Genomic DNA, 19,448 nt, shown 5'->3' with positions numbered 1-19,448 from the left:
CCGATTTCGCGCTGCGTGCGGCCAGCGCCCTCACGCCCAAGCCTGAGAGCCCTAGCCCGTGAGGAGCCCAAGCCTATGAAAACCCGACTATGAGAGCCCCAACCTGCGGCGGATACCTATATCATATCCTCGCAATTCTTCGCTCCCGGCGATCAGACGCTCATATGTCTGATCCATCCGTTAAAATAAGCCCCCAGAGACGCGAGGCTGAGCGCCGCCACAAGGTAGATCAGCGGCCCGAGCCAGGCGCCGGTCGCAACGTCAAACGCCTTGGCTCCGAGCACGAGAGCCGCGCAGGTCAACTGCACCAAAGTGTTGAGCTTCGAAATCAAAAGCGGCCGGACCTCGACCGGCTTGTCCAAAAACCATGAAATCATGAAGGCGCCGACGATCATCGCATCGCGGGCGACGACGATGATGGCGATGGTCGCGGGCAGGACGCCGACGATCGCCAGCGTCACGTAAATCGAAACGATCAGCGCTTTGTCGGCCAGCGGATCGAGGTAGGCGCCAAGTTCGCTGCGCAGATTGAAGCTTCTGGCGATCCAGCCATCGAGCGCATCGGAAACCCCGGCCACGACAAAGACGACGCTGGCCTCTTTCCACCGCTGCGCGGAGATCATCGAAATGATGGCCGGAACCAGCACCAGCCGCGCGAGCGAGATCAGATTCGGCAGGCTGCGGGTGAGCGAAAATCCCATTGCTGGTCCGCGCGGGCATGGACGAAGAAAAGGCCCGGAACGCAGTCAGGTTATCATGGAGGCGGCGCGATCCCTAGCGGCCTCGGGGCGCAGATCAACAGCGCTTCGCCCTCGAGCGGACCAGCGCAAACAGGCGGTGAAAAGGCCCTGCTCTCTCAGCGTCGGGCGAGGGAGCGCAGATAGCCCTGGTATTCCTCGTTCAGCTCCATGTCGACGCCGGGAGCCATTTTCAAAAGGACATTGGCGATAAAGGGTTCGTCGTTGCGGCCGTCTTCGAGCGCCTCGCGCAGGATCGGCAGGTTGTCCTCGATGTGCTGCAGGAACGCCACGCCCTTTTCCTGGGTCTCTGTCCAGCGCGCGCGAGTCCATAAGGCGAGGGGGTACATGACCTCGCGGACGAAATTGGTTTTCCGGGCTTTTTCAAAGAAACGCAGCCCGGTGTTCCAGTTTTCCTTGGCCCGGAGCGGCGGCGGCGGCAGATCCTCAGCCAATAATTTCTTGCCCGCCTGACCGACAAAATCCTCCAGCGTCACCGGAGCGTCGATCGTGGCGCGGAAATGCCAGAGGCCGAAGGAGCCTGGAAATTCCTTCCCCATGCTCTCGATGAGGGCGGCCTCCACCTTGTCCACGGCGGCTTTGTCGGCTTTCAGCGCCGCGGTCATACAAAATGCGAAGATCGCGTCATTTCCGACATCGTGCACCCCGCCCGTCCGCAGCTTCTCCGGCGACAGTTTCGGCGTGATCCCGTCGGCGGGAATTTCGGCTTCGCCTTCCCTCTGGGCCTTGATGAACGCGGTAATTTCGAGCCAGCCCATGAAATTCGCGAGGAAAGCGTCAGGATCGACATGCACAATCGCCAGATTGAGCGGCATCTTGCGCTTTTTCATTTCTTCCAGATCGGTCACGAAACATCCTCTGACAGGCCGGATGGTCAGCACGCCGGACAAAAGCGTCGCAAAAGGACGAACGACCGGAGCGGGTTCGGAGGAAATTCCGCAAGAAGAATGCCAGCGCGCGTTTATCGGCCCGGCGGCGAGGGCGCCCTACTCCCGCTCGATGCGGATCACTTGCGGCCGTTCCGCCAGAAATCCGTCCGCGACAGCCGCCTGCAGCGCTTCCCGGATGGTCTTCTCATGCGTCGCATAGGTGATGAGAATGACCGGCACCGCTCCGGCCGGTCCCTCATGCGCGCCCGGACGTCGGCGCTGCACGATACTCTCCAGCGAAATGTCGCGCTCGGCCATGCGCGTGGCGATCGCCGCCGCAGCGCCCGGACGATCGTGAACGGAGAGGCGGATGTAATAGCCGCCCCTGTGAAGCTGCATCGGCGCGTGCGGCATCGCCGCAAGCGACGCCGCGGGCAGGCCGAAGGGAGGCGTCCGCACGCCCCGCGCAATGTCGGCGATGTCGGCGACGATCGCCGAGGCCGTCGCCTCTCCGCCGGCGCCGGGGCCGACGAGGGTCAGTTCGTGCACGGCGTCGGCGTCGATCGTGACCGCGTTGGTGACGCCCATGACCTGCGCGATGGACGAGGACTTCGGCACCATCGTCGGATGCACGCGCTGCTCGATCCCATCCGCCGTCCGCCTTGCGACGCCAAGGAGCTTCACCCGGTAGCCGAGTTCGGCCGCCGCTTCGAGGTCGGCGAGGCTGATCGACTGAATGCCCTCGATCGCGATCGAATCGGCGTCGATCACGGTTCCGAAGGCGAGAGACGTGAGGATGGCGAGCTTGTGGGCCGTGTCGAAGCCGCCGATGTCGAAGGTGGGGTCGGCCTCCGCGTAACCCAGCCCTTGCGCTTCGCTGAGGCAGCGGGCGAACGACAGACCTTCAAGCTCCATGCGCGACAGGATGTAATTGCAGGTGCCGTTGAGGATTCCATAGACCCGCTCGATCGAATTGCCGGCGAGGCCCTCGCGCAAGGTCTTGACGATCGGGATGCCGCCGGCGACCGAGGCCTCGAAGGCGAGCGCGACGAAATGTTCCTCGGCCAGCCGGGAGAGGCGCATGCCATGCCTGGCGAGCAGCGCCTTGTTGGCGGTGACGACGGATTTGCCGGCTCGGAGCGCCGCTTCCGCGGCCGCCAGCGCGACGCCCTCCTCGCCGCCGATCAATTCGACGAAAAGGTCGATATCGGACGATTTTGCGAGCGCCACCGGATCGGCGACCCACGCGAAACGCTGAAGGTCGACGCCCCGCTCCTTGCCGGGATCGCGCGCACTGACCGCGACGACGCGGACCTCGCGCCCGATGCGCGCCGTCAGCGCCGCCGCCTGCCGGTCAAGCAAAGCGATGACGGACGCGCCGACGGTGCCAAGGCCAGCAAGGCCGATGCGCAAGGGAGGCAGCATGAGATGCGGCGCCAGCCGAAAGAGAGTGCGGGACGGGCCGCAACCGCGAAGCGCGGGCGACGGCGGACCTTGTGCCTTATTTTCCGCCGGCGATCAACCGAGCGTGGCGGGCGACGATCCCAGGCAAAGCTTAGACGCAGCTTGGCGTTTCGATCGCGGGCTCGCGGAAAATCCCGCCGCAATCGCGTCGAAGCGCCCTTGTTTTCTTAAGTCAAACTTGCGTCGGCGCGACAAAAGCTTAGATTGGGGGCGATCCTGAACCATTGGTTCCGCCTTCGAGATTAATATCGATGACTTTCGTCGACGCGCTAGAGGTTGCAAGCCGCAAGAGCGGACATATCAGACTGCATGGAGAGGAAGGATACGCCGGAATGCGCCGCGTGGGCCGCCTCGCCGCGGAAGCGCTCGACATGCTGACCGAACTGGTCCGCCCCGGCGTGACCACGGAGTTCCTCGACAAGCTGGTCTTCGAGTTCGCCATGGACCACGGGGCCTACCCCGCCCCGCTCGACTATCGCGGCTACCGCAAATCGATCTGCACCTCGATCAATCATGTCGTTTGCCACGGGATGCCTGACGCAAAGCCGCTCAAGGACGGCGACATCGTCAACATCGACGTCACCCTGATCCTCGACGAATGGCACGGCGATTCGAGCCGGATGTATATCGTCGGCGAGACCTCGCGCCGCGCCCAGCGCCTGATCGAAGTGACCTATGAGGCGCTGATGCGCGGCATGGCCGCCGTGCGCCCCGGAGCCACCACGGGAGACATCGGCGCCACCATCCAGGAATACGCCGAGTCGGAGCGCTGCTCCGTCGTGCGCGATTTCTGCGGCCATGGCCTCGGCCGCCTGTTTCACGACGAGCCGAACATCCTGCATTACGGCCGGCGCGGCGAAGGCGTGATCCTGAAGCCGGGCATGTTCTTCACCATCGAGCCGATGATCAACCTCGGCCGCCCGCAGGTGAAGATCCTCTCCGACGGCTGGACCGCCGTCACCCGAGACCGTTCGCTGTCGGCGCAGTTCGAACATTCGATCGCCGTCACCGAAACCGGGTTCGAGACCTTCACAATGTCCCCCAAGGGGCTCCATCACCCGCCCTTCGACGCCCCGGGCGGTTCGTGACAAGGGCGGCGGCTCCCGGCCCCGAAGACGCCGCCGAGCCCCATTACACCGGCCATCGCGAACGGCTGCGCGACCGTTTCCGCAAGGCGGGAGCGGACGCCCTCGCCGACTACGAACTTCTTGAGCTGGTCCTGTTCCGGGCGATGCCGAGGCGAGACGTCAAGCCGCTCGCGAAGAGCCTGATCTCGCGTTTCGGCTCGTTCGCGCAGGTCGTGTCGGCGCGGCCGGAGCGGCTTCAGGAAATCGATGGCCTCGGCGAGGCCGCCGTCTGCGAATTAAAGATCGTCGAGGCCGCCGCGCGCCGGCTCGCCCGATCCTCCATCGAGAACCGGCCGTCTCTCTCGAGCTTCAGCGCGGTGGTGGATTATTGCCGCACGGCGATGGCCTTCCTCGACCGCGAGGAATTCCGGATTCTCTTTCTGGACAAGAAGAACCACCTTATCGCCGACGAGGTCCAGGGCGTCGGCACCATCGACCATGCCCCCGTCTATCCGCGAGAGATCATGCGCCGGGCGCTCGAACTCAGCGCCTCGGCGATCATCCTCGTACATAACCATCCGTCCGGCGACCCCGAGCCTTCGACGGACGATATCTACATGACCCATCAGATCATCGCTGTAGGAAAGCCGCTGAAGGTCGAGGTCCACGACCACCTGATCATCGGCCGTCACGGCCACGCGAGTCTGAAAGGGCTACGGCTGATCTGAAGCTCGCCACCTACCGCCAACCGCAGACGTGCCGCCCCTGATGCCACCAGCACACATGCCGGCGATGGTGGTGCCAATGGCGCGAGTGCCGGTGATGATGGTGGTGGTGATGCACGACGACCCGGGCTTCCTCGACGAGGTTTTCGGCCGGCGCGGTGGGAAGCCTGCTCACCGGCATGGGCGACGCGATGATGAGGCCGGGCGCGAACGTCCCGCTGACCACTGCAGAGGCGACCACGCCGCCCAGCAGGTTCCGCAGCAATGAACGTCGATCGAGTAAGGTCATTTTCTTCCTCCCGGCAATTGTTTTCATTGAGGGACAACGATAGCCCTCGGGGTTGTAAAGTCCAAACCGCTTCGAGCGAACCGGGGCTCATCGCCGCCGACGGTCAAATTCTTTTGATGCCTGACATGCGCGGGAAATCGCGAAGTCCGCCGACAGGGAGTTCTGGACGTCGCCCGAACCGCCTCCTATCTGGGAAGAACGCCCCCTAAGAGCGCAAAATCATTGTTCGCTGGATGTTTTTGCAGCAACCTTGGCGGCGTCGCGTCGATCTCCGAGAGTACAGGCATGACCTCGTCTTTGTCCCGCTTCGCCACGCGCGCCGCCTACGGCGCCCGGCAATTGCCCCGCATCGCCTGGTATCTCGGACACGGGATCGCCATGAGCCGGGCGGCGCAACGACAGCGCGAGCAAGACAGGGAGAGCGCGCGGCCGCGGCCCCATACCGACGGGCCGACGCCGGACCGCAAGCGCTTCCTTGCCGATCTCGGCGCGCTCTGGCGCCAGGACCTCGCCAACGTCGAAGCAGGGATCTATCCGGTTCCGGCGGACCACGACGGATCCTTCGCGGCGCTGATCGAACGCTCAAGGCTTTTCTTCGAGGATCTGCCCGTCGTGCACCGGCGTCGGGAGAACGGCGAGCACAGCGAAGTCCTGACCGAGGAAAATCGCGGCAAGCGGCCGCGCTACTACCTGCAGAATTTTCATTTCCAGTCCGGCGGCTGGATGACGGAGGATTCTGCGAAGCGATACGATACCCAGGTCGAGGTTTTGTTCAATGGCGCGGCCAACGCCATCCGTCGCCAGGCGCTGCCGTTTCTGAGCGAGGCCTTCAAAGGCCGGGACCAGCGCCAGCTGCGCCTGCTCGACGCCGGCTGCGGAACCGGCCGCTTTCTGGATTTCGTCAAGCAGGCATGGCCCCGGCTCCGCGTGACCGGCCTCGATCTGTCCGAACCTTATCTCGACGAGGCGAGGCGGCATCTCGCGCGCTGGCCCCGCGCCGGCCTGATCGTGGGCAATATGGAATTGATCCCGCTGCCGGACGAAAGCCAGGACGCTGTGACCAGCATCTTTGTGTTTCACGAACTCCCGCCCAAGGTGCGCCGAACCGTGTTGCGAGAGTTCGCGCGGGTGCTGAAACCGGGCGGCCGGCTTGTCCTTGTTGATTCGCTACAATGCGGCGACGAGCCGGATTACGACGGCCTGCTCGACCTTTTCCCGCAGAGTTTTCACGAACCCTATTACAAGAGCTACATCGGCGAAGACTTCACCACCCTCTGCAACGAGTGCGGCCTGACGAACGCCGGGACGACAAAAGCGTTCGTCTCGAAAGTGATGGCGTTCGACAAGCCGGCGCGGCCGGAGACTCAGGGGGCCGGCTAACAAAGGCCGCCGTCTCCAGCTTTTGCGAAGAGGCAGAGTGACCGAACGCGCTTCAGTTCAGCCGGAACTCCCCGTCGATTGTCCTGAATTCGGCAGGCTTGATCAGCTTGCTATGGCCGACGCGCACGCTGTGGAGCGGACCTTCGAGTTTCTCGCGCCAGAACGTCAAAAACTTGATCAAGGTCGGAAAATCCGGCGCAATATCGTAATCCTGCCAGATGTATGTCTGCAAAAGCTTGGGATGATCCGGCAGCCTGTAGAGGATCTCGGCAGTCGCCAGTCCGTAGCCCGCAAGCTGCTTGAGAAAGTCGGCGGACACCTTCGGGGTTCCCAGCACCTTCGGGCTTCCCAAAACCTTCGGAGATCCCAGAACCTTCGGAGATCCCGTGTCATTGGCGTTGGTCATTTCACATTCTCCTCGCCAGTAACGCAAGGCGACCCGGTTCATCGCTGATCTCGCGATGAAAGTCCTCGCCTGCTGTCTCAACGCGCGGTCGGCCTCCGCGTTGGAGCGGAGACCATCAGAGTCCTCCGCACAATCAGAGTCCTCCGCAAACAACGAGCAAACCGCATGCCGACTTGAGCTTGAGGCGCGCTTTCGACGCGCGCGACACAAAATCGTCGCTTGAAATCCTGAACAAATGCCTTCCTTCGCCATCTGCCCGGCGCCATCGGACCAGGACCGCTGAATGCGTCGGCCGGCAATTCGTTCAAAACCCTTGGCGGCGAATGAAAGATTGGTGGCGAATGAAAGAGAAGGTCTCAGCCATGAAAGCCGCGCCTGTATTGGCGCCGGCCGCTAGTGCATATTCCGATTGGATTGAATCAATCCAATCGACAAGAATATGCTCAAGCCTTTGACCCTGGAGCGATTTCTGATCGATCGCATGATTTCATGCGATCGGAAAGCGCTCTAAGGGCGGCGTCAAGAAATCAGCCGCAAGAAAGCTGCGCCTGCCAAGGGATCGACTTCGCAAACGGCGAAGGCCCAACGGCGTCAGGAAAGTCTGTCCCGCTCAAGGGGCGCCGAAGAGAAGCGTCGCGCCTCGTTCTCGAGGCCTGACCTCAAAGAGTTCTGTATTTGCGATGGAGATAGACGAGGCTTTCCTGCTCGGGGCCAAAGCTGACCGCCTCGACAGCTCCGATGACGATGTAATGCGTCGCGGCCGGCTTCACCTCGACGATCCGGCAATCGAACACGGCGGCGGCGCTGGCGAGGACGGGCGAGCCGGTTTCGAGCTTGGTCCATGTCCCGTTGGCGAACCGCTCCTCAAGGTGTTGATGGGTGCGCCCGGCAAAGACGTCCGCCAGCGCTTCGTCAGGGGAAGCCAGCGTGTTGATGCAGAAAACGTTGTTGGCGATCATCCTCTCCGCCGTGGGAGACGCCCTGTAGATGCAGAAGAGAACGAGCGGCGGCTCGGCTGAGATCGAGGTCACGGCCGTCGCCGTGATGCCGCCTGGTCCCGCGGGACCGTCGGTCGTGACGATATGAACCGCGGCGGGCGCCCGGCTCATCGCCTCGCGAAACCGGGCTGGGTCCACGCGCGCCTCCAGATCGGCCGAAAGAACATCCCCGTCGTGCAATTCGCTCATATGATCCGCCGCGCTCCAGGTCCAATCGTTCGGCGCCGGGGCGCCGCGGCGACGGAACCCGATCCTAGACATGAAAAGGAGCCTGTAACATAGGCAGCTTCAGCATTGGCGCAAGCTTGACATTAGGGCGCCCGGCCCAAACATAGGTTCGAGCAGCAAAGGCTGGGCCGCCCCGCCCCTCGTCCCGAGTGAAACCTCTTCGTTTAGATCGCTTTCCGATCGCATGGCGCAAAGAGGCCTGCGTCGGCGCATTTCCTGTTTCGGGATCAAGTGATTTTATCAATAATTTTTCTTTGAAGTTCATTCTCAGTATTTCCAGTCGCCGTTGGGCTTCAAGGCAAAGGCGGGGCGCATGAAAGCCAAAAGAATATCGATCGACGAACTGCGGCCGACGCAGATGACGCTCGGGCTCGACGAGGTCGCTGGCCGCGCGGCGAAGATCGCGGATATGAAGCCCTCCGATCTCGAGACCCTTCTCGAGAAAAAGGCTATTCCTCACGTTCTGGGCCCAGGCCAGCGGATCTACATCGTCGACCATCACCACCTCGTGCGCGCGCTCTGGTCCTTGAAAATTCCCGAGGCTATTCTCGGCGATCGGCTCGCCGACTGGTCCGAGAAGGAAACCGGGGATTTCTGGCGCACGATGGAGGCGCATCATTATTGCTGGCCAATAGACGCCGACGGAAATCGCAGACCGTTCGCCGCGATTCCGGCCTCCATCGCCGACCTCACCGACAATATCTGGCGGACGCTCGGGCGGCGCCTGCGCGGCAAGGCGTTCGACGACCACGGCACGCCCTACCAGGAATTCATGTGGGGCGATTACTTCCGCACCTTCATGAGCCGGCGCCTGATCGAGCTGGAGTTCGATCTCGCGGCCGAGGTGGCGACGAAGCTCGCGCGCCTGCCCGAGGCGCAGGATCTGCCGGGTTACTGGGGCTGACGCCCCGCATCCGGCGGCCAAGGATCATCCGAGGTTGGCGAGGCCCGGAAACGTCTGCAGCAGCCAGGACGAGAGATCCTGAACCGATCCGGTCAGGAAGGCTATTCCGGTGGCGACCAGCAAAACCCCGACGACGCGTTCGAGAACGCCGAAATAGCGTTTGAAGCGCTTGATCCAGCGGATGAAGGGTTCGATCGCCAGCGCCGCCAGGAAAAACGGAACGCCGAGCCCGAGCGAATAGGCGGCCAGCAGCGTCGCGCCCTTGCCGACGGTCTCCTCGGAGGCGGCCACGGCAAGGATGGCGGCGAGAATGGGGCCGATGCAGGGGGTCCAGCCGAAGGCGAAAGCCAGCCCCATGACATAGGCGCCCCAGACCCCGACCGGCTTTTCCACCGAAACGCGCGCTTCGCGATAGAGGAAAGCCAGCCGGAAAACGCCAAGAAAATGGAAGCCCATCAGCATGATGGCGACGCCGGCCAGAAGCGACAAAGTGGAAAGATGCTCGCGAAGCGCCTGACCGAACGCGGATGCCGTCGCGCCAAGGCCGACGAACACCGTTGAAAACCCCAAGATGAACAGCGCCGCCGCGACAAGAATATCCTTGCGCGCCTGGCTTTCGCGCTGGGTCGCGACCTCTTCGATCGTCGTGCCGGCGATGAAGGTGAGATAGGGCGGCACCAGCGGCAGAACGCAGGGGCTGAGGAATGACAAAAGTCCGGCGAGCGCGGCGGCGGAGAGAGAAACGTCGTGGGTCATGCGGGCTTGTACCCGGTCTGTCTTCCGCCGCAAAGCCGCTGCGCCTTGTTCGCGTAAATTTGACGCGTCAGGTTAAACTTAGCATGAAATACGAATGAATCGTTCTGGGGGAGAATTTTCCACGTTGACGCCGGTTGGAGAAATAACGCTCTCTCATCGCCAGCGCGCGCCTCTTCGAGACCTTCTCGGGCGGCGGACGGCCGACGCTCCGCGATGACCGTTTTCGTCGCGTTTTTCTTCAATATCCTGTTCAATTTCGCGATCGGCCTGCTGGTCGCGCGATTCCTCGGTCCCGAGGAATACGGACGTTTCGCCCTCGCCCATGCGACCGCGATCGCCGTGCAGACCGCCTTTTTCGATTGGATCCGGCTCGGCGCGACGCGTTTCTATTCCGAAAGGATCAGGAGCGAGCAGCCGGCGTTGCGCGCGACGCTCGATTTCAGTTTCGCGATCATTTCCGTGGGGCTGGCTCTCGGGGCGTCCGCGCTCATGCTGTCCGGCGTCCGCTTCACGCTTTCAAACGGCTTGATCGCCCTCGCGCTCGGCGTCGCTGTCGCCAACGGGCTTTTCGACTATCATACGGCCCTCGTTCGCGCCCGCTTCCACGACCGCCTGTTCACACGGCTTATCCTTGTAAAAAACCTTGTGGCCTTCGCCCTGATGGGCGGCGGAGCGTTCTGGTTCGGCTCGGCGAAAATGACGCTGGTCGGAGGGATCGTCAGTCTCAGCGGCGCCGTGATCACGGCGCGGGCCGCGCTGAACGATCCGGGCTCGAAGGCGATCCTCGCCAAATTTTCGATCGCCGAGTCGCTCATGCGCTACAGCGTGCCGATCGTCGGGGCCAATTTCTTGTACCTGTTGATCCCGCTCGCCAATCGCTCGATTGTCGCGATTTTTTACGGATTTTCGGAAACCGGCCAATTCTCGCTCGCCTTCGATTTCGGAACCAAGGCGATTCAGGCGATTGGATCGGCGCTGGACATCGTCCTGTTTCAGATCGCGGTCGCGACCCATGAGCTTCGCGGCGCGACACAGGCGAGACGCCAGATCGCCCGCAATATGACGATCGTCATCGCCGTGGTCCTTCCCGCCTGCACGGGATTGTGGCTGACCCTGCCGTCGGTGGAGCTCTTGATCGTGCCTCCGCAGTTCCGCGGCCCATTCAGCATGCTGCTCCCCTTGATGATGACGGGTCTGTTCTGCACGGCCATCATCCAATTCGGAATTTATCCGATCTTTCAGATCGAAAAGAAAACCGGCCCTCTCATCACCGCGGCGTTGGTCGCCTGCGTGGTCGATCCGCTGCTTATTTTCCTGCTGCCGCGAGCTTCCGACGCTTCGAGCCTCGCGATCGCGCAGGCGGGCGCCCTCGTCGCGGCTCTCGTCACGCTTCTCGCGTGCGCCAGCGCGACGAAGCCGCAATGGCCGCGCATCCGCGATCTCGCCACGATCGTCGTGGGGAACGCGATCATGGCCGCGGCGCTTCTGCCCATGCGTGACCAGGATCCAGGATTTTTCACGCTCGCGGGGCAGGTCGCGGCCGGGGTCACGGTCTACGCCTTCGTCGTGTTGAGCGCTGACGTCGCCGGGATGCGCAGTCTGGCTGTGGCGCGTCTGCGCGTCACGGCGGCGCGCATGAAAGCCCTCTGAGGAACGGCGGCTCTCGCTTTTTTTTGAGGATGTCCCGACTGTTGGCTTTGAACCAAACCTGCGCTTGTCCGTTAGCCCTGCGAAGGAGGATCAAATGAACAAATTCATCTTTACGGCGGCCATTGCCGGATTAGCCTTCGCCATCACCGCCAGCCCGACAAAAGCAGGCTGCGTCAAGGACGCGATTGTGGGCGGAATCGTCGGCCATATGATGGGGCACGGCGCCGTCGGGGCCGCCACCGGATGCGCCTACGGCGTGCATCAGAGCCACAAGGCGAAGCAGCAACGGGAGGAGAACTCCCGGCGCGACTCACCCGACCAGACCAGTCCCGGCCGCACCTACTGAGCGGGAAACGCGGACGCAGTCGCGGATCATTGTCGTGATGCTGGTCACGTCCGCAGGCGGTAGCCGGTCCTGAAAATCCACCAGATGACGGCGAGACATATGAAGAGAAAGACGCCGGTCATCGCCAGACTGAGTCCAACGCTCACGTCGGAACGCCCGAAAAAGCTCCACCTGAATCCGCTGACGAGATAAACCACGGGATTGAACAGCGTGACCGTTCTCCAGAAAGGCGGAAGCATGTCGATCGAGTAGAAGCTTCCCCCGAGGAAGGTGAGCGGCGTGATAATCAACAGCGGCACGAGCTGAAGCTTTTCGAATCCATCGGCCCAGATTCCGATGATGAATCCGAATAGGCTGAACGTCGCCGCCGTGAGCACAAGAAACGACAACATCCACACCGGATGCGCGATGTCGAACGTTACAAACAAGCGCGCGGTCGCCAGGATAATGAGCCCGAGCAGGATCGATTTGCTGGCGGCCGCTCCGACATAGCCAACGACGACTTCGATATAGGACACAGGAGCGGAAAGAATTTCGTAAATCGTGCCCGAGAATTTCGGAAAGAAGATCGCGAATGAAGCGTTGGAAATGCTTTGCGTCAGCACCGAGAGCATGATGAGGCCTGGCACGATAAAGGCCCCATAGCTCACTCCGTCGATCGCCGCGATGCGCGAGCCTATGGCCGCGCCGAAGACGACGAAATAAAGCGAGGTCGAAAGCACCGGGGAGACGATGCTCTGCAGCAGCGTTCGCCGGAACCGGGCCATTTCGAAAAAATAAATTGCGCGAATCGCCTCGAACGCGACGACGTTTCTCTTCTCTTGCGCGCTCATGGGGCGGCTCTTACCAGGCTGACGAAAATCTCTTCCAGCGAGCTTTGGTTGGTCTGCAAATCCTTGAACTCGATCCCGAGTTCGCTCAATTGCTTCATCAGCGAGGCGATCCCCTTCTCGCCGCTTCTCGGATCGAACGTGTAGATGAGCTCCTCGCCGTCAGCCGAAAGTTCGACCTGATGACCGGCAAGTCCGGCCGGCACAGACGTCAACGCATGTTGCAGCTGTACGGTCAATTGTTTCTTGCCGAGCTTTTTCATCAGCGCCGATTTTTCCTCGACGAGGATCAGTTCGCCTTTGTTGATGACGCCGATCCGGTCGGCCATCTGTTCGGCCTCCTCGATATAATGCGTGGTCAAGATGATGGTGACGCCTCTCGCCCGCAACGATCGGACCATTTCCCACATATCGCGCCGCAGTTCGACGTCGACGCCCGCCGTAGGCTCGTCGAGAAACAAAATCTGAGGTTCGTGCGAAAGCGCCTTGGCGATCATCACGCGCCGCTTCATGCCGCCTGAGAGCGTCATCATCGGGCTATTCTTCTTGTCCCATAACGAGAGGTCTTTCAGCACCTTTTCAAGATAGGGCTTGTCCGCGGGCTTGCCGAAAAGGCCGCGGCTGAAGGTCACGCCCGCCCAGACCGTATCGAATGCGTTCGAAGACAGCTCTTGCGGCACAAGGCCGATGCGCGACCGCGCGGCCCGGTAATCGCGAACGACATCATGACCGTCGGCCAGCACAAAGCCGCCCGTCGGGTTCACGATGCCGCAAACAATATTGATCAGCGTCGTCTTGCCGGCGCCGTTGGGGCCAAGCAGCGCAAAAATTTCTCCCGAATGAATTTCCAGATTGATCCCTTTCAGGGCCTGAAAACCGGAGGCGTAGGTCTTGGTCAGATTGCAGATGGATATTATGGGCGGCACGTTGCCTCCGGCTGGGGAGAAAGCAAATCGAAGGGATAAGGCGACGAACAAGGGCGCTTCGAAACTCCCGCGCCGTCATTTCAGCAGAGGTTAAGCTTATCGCGCTGGCCTTGACGCCGACGGGCAAGATTCTGGGTCAGCAGCAAAGAACAGCCACAATTACGCTTTCTTAATATCTTTCCGCATTTTGGATAGATCGGCTCAGCTGGTCGCGCCTGATGCGGATAGTCGATAAGGCCTTGCTTAACGTGTTGGGAGTGAAATTCCCAATCGATATTTCGCCGGATATTTATTCCGGCACTGCGACGACGTCCAGCGGCCAAGCACGCGGGGACTCGATCGGAACAGGAGATCTGAACCATGAGTGAGCCTGTTGAAAAACGGCGCCCTATGATCGATTTGGACGAGTTTGAGCGCCGGCTGCGGCTTCAGTTCAATGCGGATCCGGTCAACGAAGCTCCTGTGGCGGAATTTTCCGGCCTCGCCGACGGACAGAATCTTTATGGCCGCGGCTCCGCGGAGCCAAAGGCGTCGCCTATGGCGTCGTTCCAGAACATTTCCGCCCAGAACATTTCCACCAAGGACATTTCCCCGCGGGATTTTCGAATCGGCGGCGATTTCGCCGCGATCGAGGCTGGATTGCTCGGCTCGATCGAGCCCTCGCCCGATGCGAGGATCGGAGCCGCCCGCTCCGAGGCGCTTTCTCCGCTTCGCGCCGTCCGCGACAACTTTTCGGAAATCGAGGCCGCCTTGCTCGGCGGCGCGAACGAGCCGGTCTTTGCGCTGAAAAGATCAGACGAATCTGAACTGGCCGGAGACGAAGCCGTAAAACCCCTCTCCGGTCTCGATCCATCGGAACGCTACATGATCGCCGGCGGGGTTTCGGATCGCGCGGGAGCCGACGAAGAAACCCGATCGCGCCGCACCCTCTACATCATGGCCGCGATCGTCGTCGTGGGTTTGGGCGGCATCATTGCGAAGTTCGAAAGCGGATTTGCGGGCGGCGCGCAACCGGCGCAGCTGAAAGCCGAGATCTCGCCCGATTCACAGCAGACGCACGAGGCGATGACCGAAAAACACGCTCCGGACGCCGCGCTCGCGAGTTCCGACGAAGCAGGCGCCACTGTGGCTGCGGACGCGGTGCGGGTGGCGAGCGGCGCCGAGGCGGCCGTCACGCCCGCCGTCGTCGCCGCGCCTCTCGCTGAAACGGCCCCAAGCGTCGCCGCTCTGGCTCCGGCGAACGCCGACGTATCCTCTCTTTCGTCTCAGTCCGAGTCTTCCCTTTCGTCTCAATCGATGACGGACACGCCGCATTCGTTCTCCGCGGCCAAACCCGCCGCCGCCTTGATCGACACGCCTGCCGCCGCTCCCGCGCCTCTCGCAACGCCCGCACCGGCGCTGAGCAACGCGCAGGCTAAACCCGCAGCTCCCGCCAAATCCGCCGCGGCGCCGATCGTAAAAGCGGCGGCCGCAAAGCCGGCTCATCCGGCGCCCGCGCCGAAGCAGGCGGCGGCCGATCGGGCCAAGGCCAACGCCAACGCTCAGACTGCGCATGCTGCGATCAAGCCAAAGCCCGTCGCGCATGCGGCCGCCGAGCGTCCGACACAGACAGCCGAGGCGCTGCCCGAGCAAACCGCGTCCGCCCCGGTTCAAGCGGCCAATCCGGCAGTGACGGGCGTGTCGTCGATCATGCAGATGGCCGTGAATTCGGTCAACAACGCGGTCAAGATGTTCGACTGGCGGCGCCATGACGCCGGCGCCAATCCCTGAGGACCGCCGTTATGTTGAAACCCACGATCTGAAGGGGCGGCGGTTCAGCCGCCTGCTTCTGCGAAGCGTCAGGCGAGCGCCTTCGATCAGAGCGGCGCCGTCTTTCTGGCGGCGGCGATCACGACGCCTTCGTCCGCGCGCAAATTCAGAATGGGCCCAATGGGATCGCTACCGCGATCGCCCTGCGTCGAAAGTGCAATCAGACCATCGCGCAGGTCGTCCGGATGCCGCCATTGCCTTGGAGCGGCGGCGAAATTGAGCGCGACGATCGTGCGCTCGCGGCTGTCGGCGCGCTCGTAAGCCAAAATGTCGTCCTCCGCGGACAACAGGCGCCAATCTCCACTGCGTAAGGAACTGCGGCTGCGCCGGAACCAGAGGAGAGTCCGGAAAAGCCGCAGCACCGACCCCGGCGCGACGCGCATCGTCTCGACATTTCGCGTCAGCCAATCGTCGGTCAGAGGCAGCCACGGCTCGTGCGTCGAAAAGCCGGCGAAGGCGCCGGCGTCCCATTGCATCGGCGAGCGCGCTGGATCGCGCCCCACGCCGATGTCCGGTTCCCGCAGCGCCCATGGATCCCGAATCCGCTCGGGCGGAACCTCGACCTCGCTGAGGCCAATTTCATCGCCATAATAAAGGGTGGGCGTTCCTCTTAAAGTCAACAGCAGCATGATTGCGATCCGGGCCTGCGCGGCGCCGACCCGCGCGGCGATCCTCGGCCGATCATGATTGCTGAGAACCCAGTTCGGCCAGCCGCCTTCTGGGATTGAAGCTTCGTAGGTTTCAGCGAGGCGGGCGATCGCCTTCGCCGACCAGCGCACTTCCAGAAGCTGAAAGTTGAACGGGAGATGGGCGCCGGCGAGATCCTTGCCGTAATAGGCCGCCAAGCGTTCGAGCGGAAGGTAGATTTCGCCGATCAGCACGCGAGCGTCAAACTCGTCAAGGACGCGCCGCAGCCCTGCGATCACGTCGTGAACTTCAGGCTGATCGGCCGAGTAAACCGGCAAGAGCCGCTCGATGGCGGGATCCTTGGGCGTCCAGGCGGGATTGGGCGGATTGTCGCGCAGGAGTTCGTCCTTCATCAGATGCCAGATGACGTCGACTCTAAAACCATCGACCCCGCGCTTCAGCCAGAACCGCATCACCTCATGCATGGCCTCCCGCACCTGCGGGTTTCGCCAGTTGAGATCCGGCTGCGTCGGCAGATAGGCGTGATAATAATATTGCCCTGTCGCGTCATCGAAGGTCCACGCCGGCCCGCCAAAATTGCTGATCCAATTGTTCGGCGGCCCTCCATTTGGCCCAGGGTCGCGCCAGATATACCAGCCCCGCCTTGGATTATCGCGGGAGCCGCGGCTCTCCATGAACCAGGCGTGCGACGAAGACGTATGATTGGGGACGAGATCGAGAATGATCTTGATCCCCCGCCCATGGGCGTCCGCCGCGAGCCGGTCAAAGGCGGCGAGCGATCCGAAGATCGGATCGACATCGCAATAATCCGCGACGTCATATCCGAAATCGTGCATTGGCGAGGGGTAGAACGGCGAAATCCAGATGGCGTCGACGCCGAGCCAGACGAGGTAGTCGAGCCGTGACCGGATTCCTTCAAGATCCCCGATTCCATCGCCGTTCGAGTCCTGAAACGACCGTGGATAGATCTGGTAAACGACAGCCGTCTTCCACCAAGCGTCGGGCATTGCGCGCCTTCCTATCCTGTCTTCCCAGCCGCTCCTGTCTTCCCAGCCGCGAGCGCGGCGCCGTCGAATGAGGAACTTGTCCAATATTGCGGCGTTGCTAAGCCCAGTAGAAGAAGCGAGGCCCCTGTCGCCGCTTCAGATATAACCTCATTGGAGCGCACATGTCCGCGATAAAGTCGATCAACGAAGCCATCCAAGAAGTCCCGGGCGATCTTGCCTCTCTCCGCGATGAGATCGCAAAACTTACCATCACCGTGACTGATCTCGTCAGCAAGCAGGCGGCGGAGACGACCGATACTGTCATGGGCACCGTCGGCAACGCCCGCCGGAAATTGTCTGACACAACAGAGGATGCTCAAGATCGTATCAACGGCATCGGCGCTGAACTCGAGTCTACAATCGAGCGTAACCCTCTCGTCGCCGTAACGATCGCGTTTTCCTTCGGCCTGTTCATGGGAATGCTGAGCCGCGGACTGGCGCCGCGCAGCGACTAAAGCGGCGAATTCACAGTCGGCGCAGCGGTCCTGCGAGTTTGCTTAAGCTTTGATGGCGACTTGCTTAGGAACAAAACCCGGCTGAACCTGTTTAATACGCGTAGCGGCAGGAGCCCAAATGTCTCAATCGCCTTCCATGTCTCGTCCATCGGCGTCGTCCGGTCGGTCGGCAGCTTTCGGCAAGCCTTCAACCGATTTTCCGCAAGCGAGCCGCAAAACTGCTGGAGCCGCTCCGGATTCGCGAAAGCATGTATTGCCTCAGAGCGGATCCAGGATGCGAGAGGGGTTGATGAATTTCGCGGAGCAGCAAAAGACCTATGGCTTGCGAAGCGTCGGAAGCGCGGCGCAGGCGGCGCAGGAAGCTGCCGACCGCCTTGGCGGCGAAAGCCCTAGTCTCGCCAACGTCATCCGCAACGCGGCGACCAAGGTCGAGCAAATGTCGAAGGACCTTGAGGATCAGAAAATCGAAGACATCGTCGCTTCGGTGAGTTCTCTGGCCCGGACCGAGCCGGTCGCTTTCTTCGGAGGAAGCGTTATCGTCGGCTTTATGTTGTCGCGCCTTCTCAAGTCAGGCTCCGGCGATTTTAGCCGCGCGACGGCAAATTCCCGGCCGCGGGATTTGAACCATGCGCGGGATTTGAATCATGGATGAGAGGGTTCGCCGTCCCTCGACGCCGGAGCTTTTTGTCGAGGTTGCGACCCATGCGGCGGATCTGGTGCAGAGCGAGTTCCGGCTGGCGCGAAGCGAAGTGCGGGAGATGGTCGATAAGCTCATCCGTATCGTCGCGAGCTTTGTCGTTTCCGCCGTACTGATGGCCGTCGCGTTGTTTCTGTTGCTGCAGGCTCTTGTCGACTGGCTCGTCGTCCTGAAGTTTCGCGCCGATTTTGCGGAGCTGGCGGTGGGTCTTGGCGCAGCTTTAATCGGCGGTGCTGTTTTCTCAGCGGCCTGGCGTGCTGGCAAAGCCGTGACACTGGCGCCAGAACGAACGATCAGGCAGGTCGTCAAGGATGCAAACGTCGTCAAGGGGCAGTTGTCGTGAAGGGGCAGTTGTGATGACGGACATCAGCGACGTCGTCGCGCAGAGCGAACGTGACGCGGAACGCGCGCGTGCGCGCCTCCAATCTTCTGTCGATAAACTCAAAGACAATCTCTCACCTGGACCACTTGTCAGCGAACTGATGTGGAATAGCGGAAAAGGCGGCGAGGCTCTCATGAATGGCATTCTACAAGCAGCGCGGGAAAATCCTGTCGCCGTAGCATTGATCGGATTCGGCGCGGCGATGTTGTTATTGCCTGCCGGCGAACGCCATCGCAAATCCCATGGCGGACGAACATCCGCCGGATCAGGCGTCGGCGATTTCAAGGAGAAACTCGTCAAACCGATGGAGAAGGCCGCCGAAAAAGTTTCGGATCTCGTCTCGTCGCTTGGCGACAGGGCCGTGGATATCAAGGACCGGGCCGGCGATGTCGCCGACCACATCAGCGGCGCCGCGGAACAGGCGACCGAGACGACGCGCGATTATCTGTCGTCGGGCGCGCGTTACGCCAAGGATCAGATCGGCGGGGCCCGCTCGTCTTTCGCTGACGTGAAGCGCTCGTTGTCGGACATCATCGAGGAGCAGCCGTTCGTCATCGCGGCTCTTGGCGTCGCAGCCGGCGCCGCGATCGGAGCGGCGCTGCCGGTCACACGGACCGAAAGCGATTATCTTGGCGGCGTAAGCGACAGCGCAAGACGCGCCGCCTCGGACATCGCGATCCAGCAATATGGCCGCGTCAAAAGCGCGGCGCAGGATACGTTGCACGAGGTCGCCGACGCCGCCGCTGATGACGACGATCGCTCGCAGAAAAGCCGAATGGGGAGCAAGCCGGAGTTCGCATCGGGCGCGTGAAAAT

General features: G+C 62.0%; 22 protein-coding genes. 11 read left to right on the top strand and 11 right to left on the bottom strand.

Features of this window, described 5'->3' with window-relative positions; genetic code table 11:
* Positions 1-152 precede the first annotated feature (152 nt).
* The 3 genes from BM177_RS05175 to BM177_RS05165 form a co-directional block, all read right to left on the bottom strand.
* Positions 153-701: a CDP-alcohol phosphatidyltransferase family protein gene (locus BM177_RS05175; protein WP_091679222.1), complete on the bottom strand. Its 549-nt coding sequence runs from the start codon at positions 699-701 to the stop codon at positions 153-155.
* A gap of 155 nt (positions 702-856) precedes the next feature.
* The gene (locus BM177_RS05170) at positions 857-1,588 is read right to left on the bottom strand and encodes a hypothetical protein (protein ID WP_425284370.1); all 732 of its coding nucleotides are present in this window, start codon (positions 1,586-1,588) and stop codon (positions 857-859) included.
* A gap of 156 nt (positions 1,589-1,744) precedes the next feature.
* Positions 1,745-3,052, bottom strand: coding sequence for a homoserine dehydrogenase (locus BM177_RS05165; protein WP_091679217.1), 1,308 nt, complete (start codon positions 3,050-3,052; stop codon positions 1,745-1,747).
* A gap of 290 nt (positions 3,053-3,342) precedes the next feature.
* Here BM177_RS05165 and map point away from each other — a divergent pair, with 290 nt between their 5' ends.
* Entirely contained in the window at positions 3,343-4,179 is an 837-nt protein-coding gene (map, locus tag BM177_RS05160; protein WP_091679214.1) for a type I methionyl aminopeptidase, read from the top strand.
* Positions 4,176-4,886: a RadC family protein gene (gene radC / locus BM177_RS05155; RefSeq protein WP_091679211.1), complete on the top strand. Its 711-nt coding sequence runs from the start codon at positions 4,176-4,178 to the stop codon at positions 4,884-4,886. Before map ends, radC begins: the two co-directional genes overlap by 4 nt.
* 10 nt (positions 4,887-4,896) lie before the next feature.
* On the opposite strand, the gene BM177_RS05150 is transcribed toward radC, so the two are convergent.
* Positions 4,897-5,172, bottom strand: coding sequence for a hypothetical protein (locus BM177_RS05150; RefSeq protein ID WP_139223519.1), 276 nt, complete (start codon positions 5,170-5,172; stop codon positions 4,897-4,899).
* A gap of 285 nt (positions 5,173-5,457) precedes the next feature.
* Here BM177_RS05150 and BM177_RS05145 point away from each other — a divergent pair, with 285 nt between their 5' ends.
* Positions 5,458-6,552, top strand: a complete 1,095-nt coding sequence (locus BM177_RS05145; protein WP_091679203.1) for a class I SAM-dependent methyltransferase — start codon at positions 5,458-5,460, stop codon at positions 6,550-6,552.
* A gap of 52 nt (positions 6,553-6,604) precedes the next feature.
* Here the strand turns inward: BM177_RS05145 and BM177_RS05140 are convergent, their stop codons facing one another.
* The 3 genes from BM177_RS05140 to BM177_RS19435 all read right to left on the bottom strand — a co-directional run bounded on the left by BM177_RS05140 (position 6,605) and on the right by BM177_RS19435 (position 8,449).
* Positions 6,605-6,958 carry an usg protein gene (locus BM177_RS05140; RefSeq protein ID WP_091679591.1) on the bottom strand — a complete coding sequence of 118 codons (354 nt, stop codon included), beginning with the start codon at positions 6,956-6,958 and terminating at the stop codon, positions 6,605-6,607.
* A gap of 659 nt (positions 6,959-7,617) precedes the next feature.
* Positions 7,618-8,217, bottom strand: coding sequence for a flavin reductase family protein (locus BM177_RS05135; protein ID WP_244532124.1), 600 nt, complete (start codon positions 8,215-8,217; stop codon positions 7,618-7,620).
* Entirely contained in the window at positions 8,210-8,449 is a 240-nt protein-coding gene (locus tag BM177_RS19435; protein ID WP_139223518.1) for a hypothetical protein, read from the bottom strand. The genes BM177_RS05135 and BM177_RS19435 overlap by 8 nt, the downstream gene beginning before the upstream one ends.
* Before the next feature lie 48 nt (positions 8,450-8,497).
* On the opposite strand from BM177_RS19435, the gene BM177_RS05130 reads away from it, so the two are divergent.
* Positions 8,498-9,088, top strand: a complete 591-nt coding sequence (locus tag BM177_RS05130) for a ParB-like protein (RefSeq protein WP_139223517.1) — start codon at positions 8,498-8,500, stop codon at positions 9,086-9,088.
* Positions 9,089-9,112: 24 nt separating this feature from the next.
* Here BM177_RS05130 and BM177_RS05125 read toward each other — a convergent pair whose 3' ends face one another.
* The gene (locus BM177_RS05125) at positions 9,113-9,844 is read right to left on the bottom strand and encodes a cytochrome c biogenesis CcdA family protein (protein ID WP_091679195.1); all 732 of its coding nucleotides are present in this window, start codon (positions 9,842-9,844) and stop codon (positions 9,113-9,115) included.
* 213 nt (positions 9,845-10,057) lie between these two features.
* Here BM177_RS05125 and BM177_RS05120 point away from each other — a divergent pair, with 213 nt between their 5' ends.
* Both BM177_RS05120 and BM177_RS05115 read left to right on the top strand, forming a co-directional pair.
* Positions 10,058-11,494: a lipopolysaccharide biosynthesis protein gene (locus tag BM177_RS05120; protein ID WP_091679191.1), complete on the top strand. Its 1,437-nt coding sequence runs from the start codon at positions 10,058-10,060 to the stop codon at positions 11,492-11,494.
* A 94-nt stretch (positions 11,495-11,588) separates the two neighbouring features.
* Positions 11,589-11,840: a hypothetical protein gene (locus tag BM177_RS05115; RefSeq protein WP_091679188.1), complete on the top strand. Its 252-nt coding sequence runs from the start codon at positions 11,589-11,591 to the stop codon at positions 11,838-11,840.
* A gap of 44 nt (positions 11,841-11,884) precedes the next feature.
* On the opposite strand, the gene BM177_RS05110 is transcribed toward BM177_RS05115, so the two are convergent.
* Positions 11,885-12,673 (bottom strand): ABC transporter permease, encoded by a 789-nt coding sequence (locus BM177_RS05110; RefSeq protein ID WP_091679185.1) that lies wholly within the window; start codon positions 12,671-12,673, stop codon positions 11,885-11,887.
* On the bottom strand, positions 12,670-13,596 hold the full coding sequence (locus BM177_RS05105) for an ABC transporter ATP-binding protein (RefSeq protein WP_091679181.1): 927 nt from the start codon (positions 13,594-13,596) through the stop codon (positions 12,670-12,672). Before BM177_RS05105 ends, BM177_RS05110 begins: the two co-directional genes overlap by 4 nt.
* A gap of 360 nt (positions 13,597-13,956) precedes the next feature.
* On the opposite strand from BM177_RS05105, the gene BM177_RS05100 reads away from it, so the two are divergent.
* Positions 13,957-15,366 (top strand): hypothetical protein, encoded by a 1,410-nt coding sequence (locus BM177_RS05100; RefSeq protein ID WP_139223516.1) that lies wholly within the window; start codon positions 13,957-13,959, stop codon positions 15,364-15,366.
* An 86-nt stretch (positions 15,367-15,452) separates the two neighbouring features.
* Here the strand turns inward: BM177_RS05100 and BM177_RS05095 are convergent, their stop codons facing one another.
* A complete protein-coding gene (locus tag BM177_RS05095; RefSeq protein WP_091679583.1) occupies positions 15,453-17,060 on the bottom strand; it encodes an alpha-amylase family glycosyl hydrolase in 1,608 nt (535 codons plus the stop codon).
* Between the two features lie 161 nt (positions 17,061-17,221).
* Between BM177_RS05095 and BM177_RS05090 the strand changes: the two genes are divergently transcribed.
* The 4 genes from BM177_RS05090 (at position 17,222) to BM177_RS05075 (ending at position 19,444) form a co-directional block, all read left to right on the top strand.
* Positions 17,222-17,554 (top strand): ElaB/YgaM/YqjD family protein, encoded by a 333-nt coding sequence (locus BM177_RS05090; RefSeq protein WP_091679174.1) that lies wholly within the window; start codon positions 17,222-17,224, stop codon positions 17,552-17,554.
* A 289-nt stretch (positions 17,555-17,843) separates the two neighbouring features.
* Positions 17,844-18,206, top strand: a complete 363-nt coding sequence (locus BM177_RS05085) for a hypothetical protein (RefSeq protein ID WP_139223515.1) — start codon at positions 17,844-17,846, stop codon at positions 18,204-18,206.
* Positions 18,199-18,594, top strand: a complete 396-nt coding sequence (locus tag BM177_RS05080) for a phage holin family protein (protein ID WP_091679166.1) — start codon at positions 18,199-18,201, stop codon at positions 18,592-18,594. Before BM177_RS05085 ends, BM177_RS05080 begins: the two co-directional genes overlap by 8 nt.
* Positions 18,595-18,607: 13 nt before the next feature.
* A complete protein-coding gene (locus BM177_RS05075) occupies positions 18,608-19,444 on the top strand; it encodes a hypothetical protein (RefSeq protein WP_091679161.1) in 837 nt (278 codons plus the stop codon).
* Positions 19,445-19,448: the final 4 nt, after the last annotated feature.

The organism is Methylocapsa palsarum (assembly GCF_900114285.1).
GTDB lineage: Bacteria > Pseudomonadota > Alphaproteobacteria > Rhizobiales > Beijerinckiaceae > Methylocapsa > Methylocapsa palsarum.
This window is presented reverse-complemented; position numbering and strand designations above follow the sequence as displayed.

Coding starts and splice junctions, on each gene's coding strand:
- BM177_RS05165 (WP_091679217.1), bottom strand. CDS start 3,052: ATGCTGCCTCCCTTGCGCATCGGCCTTGCTGGCCTTGGCACCGTCGGC.
- BM177_RS05110 (WP_091679185.1), bottom strand. CDS start 12,673: ATGAGCGCGCAAGAGAAGAGAAACGTCGTCGCGTTCGAGGCGATTCGC.
- BM177_RS05125 (WP_091679195.1), bottom strand. CDS start 9,844: ATGACCCACGACGTTTCTCTCTCCGCCGCCGCGCTCGCCGGACTTTTG.
- BM177_RS05075 (WP_091679161.1), top strand. CDS start 18,608: ATGACGGACATCAGCGACGTCGTCGCGCAGAGCGAACGTGACGCGGAA.
- map (WP_091679214.1), top strand. CDS start 3,343: ATGACTTTCGTCGACGCGCTAGAGGTTGCAAGCCGCAAGAGCGGACAT.
- BM177_RS05115 (WP_091679188.1), top strand. CDS start 11,589: ATGAACAAATTCATCTTTACGGCGGCCATTGCCGGATTAGCCTTCGCC.
- BM177_RS05135 (WP_244532124.1), bottom strand. CDS start 8,217: ATGTCTAGGATCGGGTTCCGTCGCCGCGGCGCCCCGGCGCCGAACGAT.
- BM177_RS05150 (WP_139223519.1), bottom strand. CDS start 5,172: ATGACCTTACTCGATCGACGTTCATTGCTGCGGAACCTGCTGGGCGGC.
- BM177_RS05175 (WP_091679222.1), bottom strand. CDS start 701: ATGGGATTTTCGCTCACCCGCAGCCTGCCGAATCTGATCTCGCTCGCG.
- BM177_RS05170 (WP_425284370.1), bottom strand. CDS start 1,588: ATGAAAAAGCGCAAGATGCCGCTCAATCTGGCGATTGTGCATGTCGAT.
- BM177_RS05080 (WP_091679166.1), top strand. CDS start 18,199: ATGGATGAGAGGGTTCGCCGTCCCTCGACGCCGGAGCTTTTTGTCGAG.
- BM177_RS05100 (WP_139223516.1), top strand. CDS start 13,957: ATGAGTGAGCCTGTTGAAAAACGGCGCCCTATGATCGATTTGGACGAG.
- BM177_RS05085 (WP_139223515.1), top strand. CDS start 17,844: ATGAATTTCGCGGAGCAGCAAAAGACCTATGGCTTGCGAAGCGTCGGA.
- BM177_RS05095 (WP_091679583.1), bottom strand. CDS start 17,060: ATGCCCGACGCTTGGTGGAAGACGGCTGTCGTTTACCAGATCTATCCA.
- BM177_RS19435 (WP_139223518.1), bottom strand. CDS start 8,449: ATGAACTTCAAAGAAAAATTATTGATAAAATCACTTGATCCCGAAACA.
- BM177_RS05140 (WP_091679591.1), bottom strand. CDS start 6,958: ATGACCAACGCCAATGACACGGGATCTCCGAAGGTTCTGGGATCTCCG.
- BM177_RS05090 (WP_091679174.1), top strand. CDS start 17,222: ATGTCCGCGATAAAGTCGATCAACGAAGCCATCCAAGAAGTCCCGGGC.
- BM177_RS05145 (WP_091679203.1), top strand. CDS start 5,458: ATGACCTCGTCTTTGTCCCGCTTCGCCACGCGCGCCGCCTACGGCGCC.
- BM177_RS05120 (WP_091679191.1), top strand. CDS start 10,058: ATGACCGTTTTCGTCGCGTTTTTCTTCAATATCCTGTTCAATTTCGCG.
- BM177_RS05130 (WP_139223517.1), top strand. CDS start 8,498: ATGAAAGCCAAAAGAATATCGATCGACGAACTGCGGCCGACGCAGATG.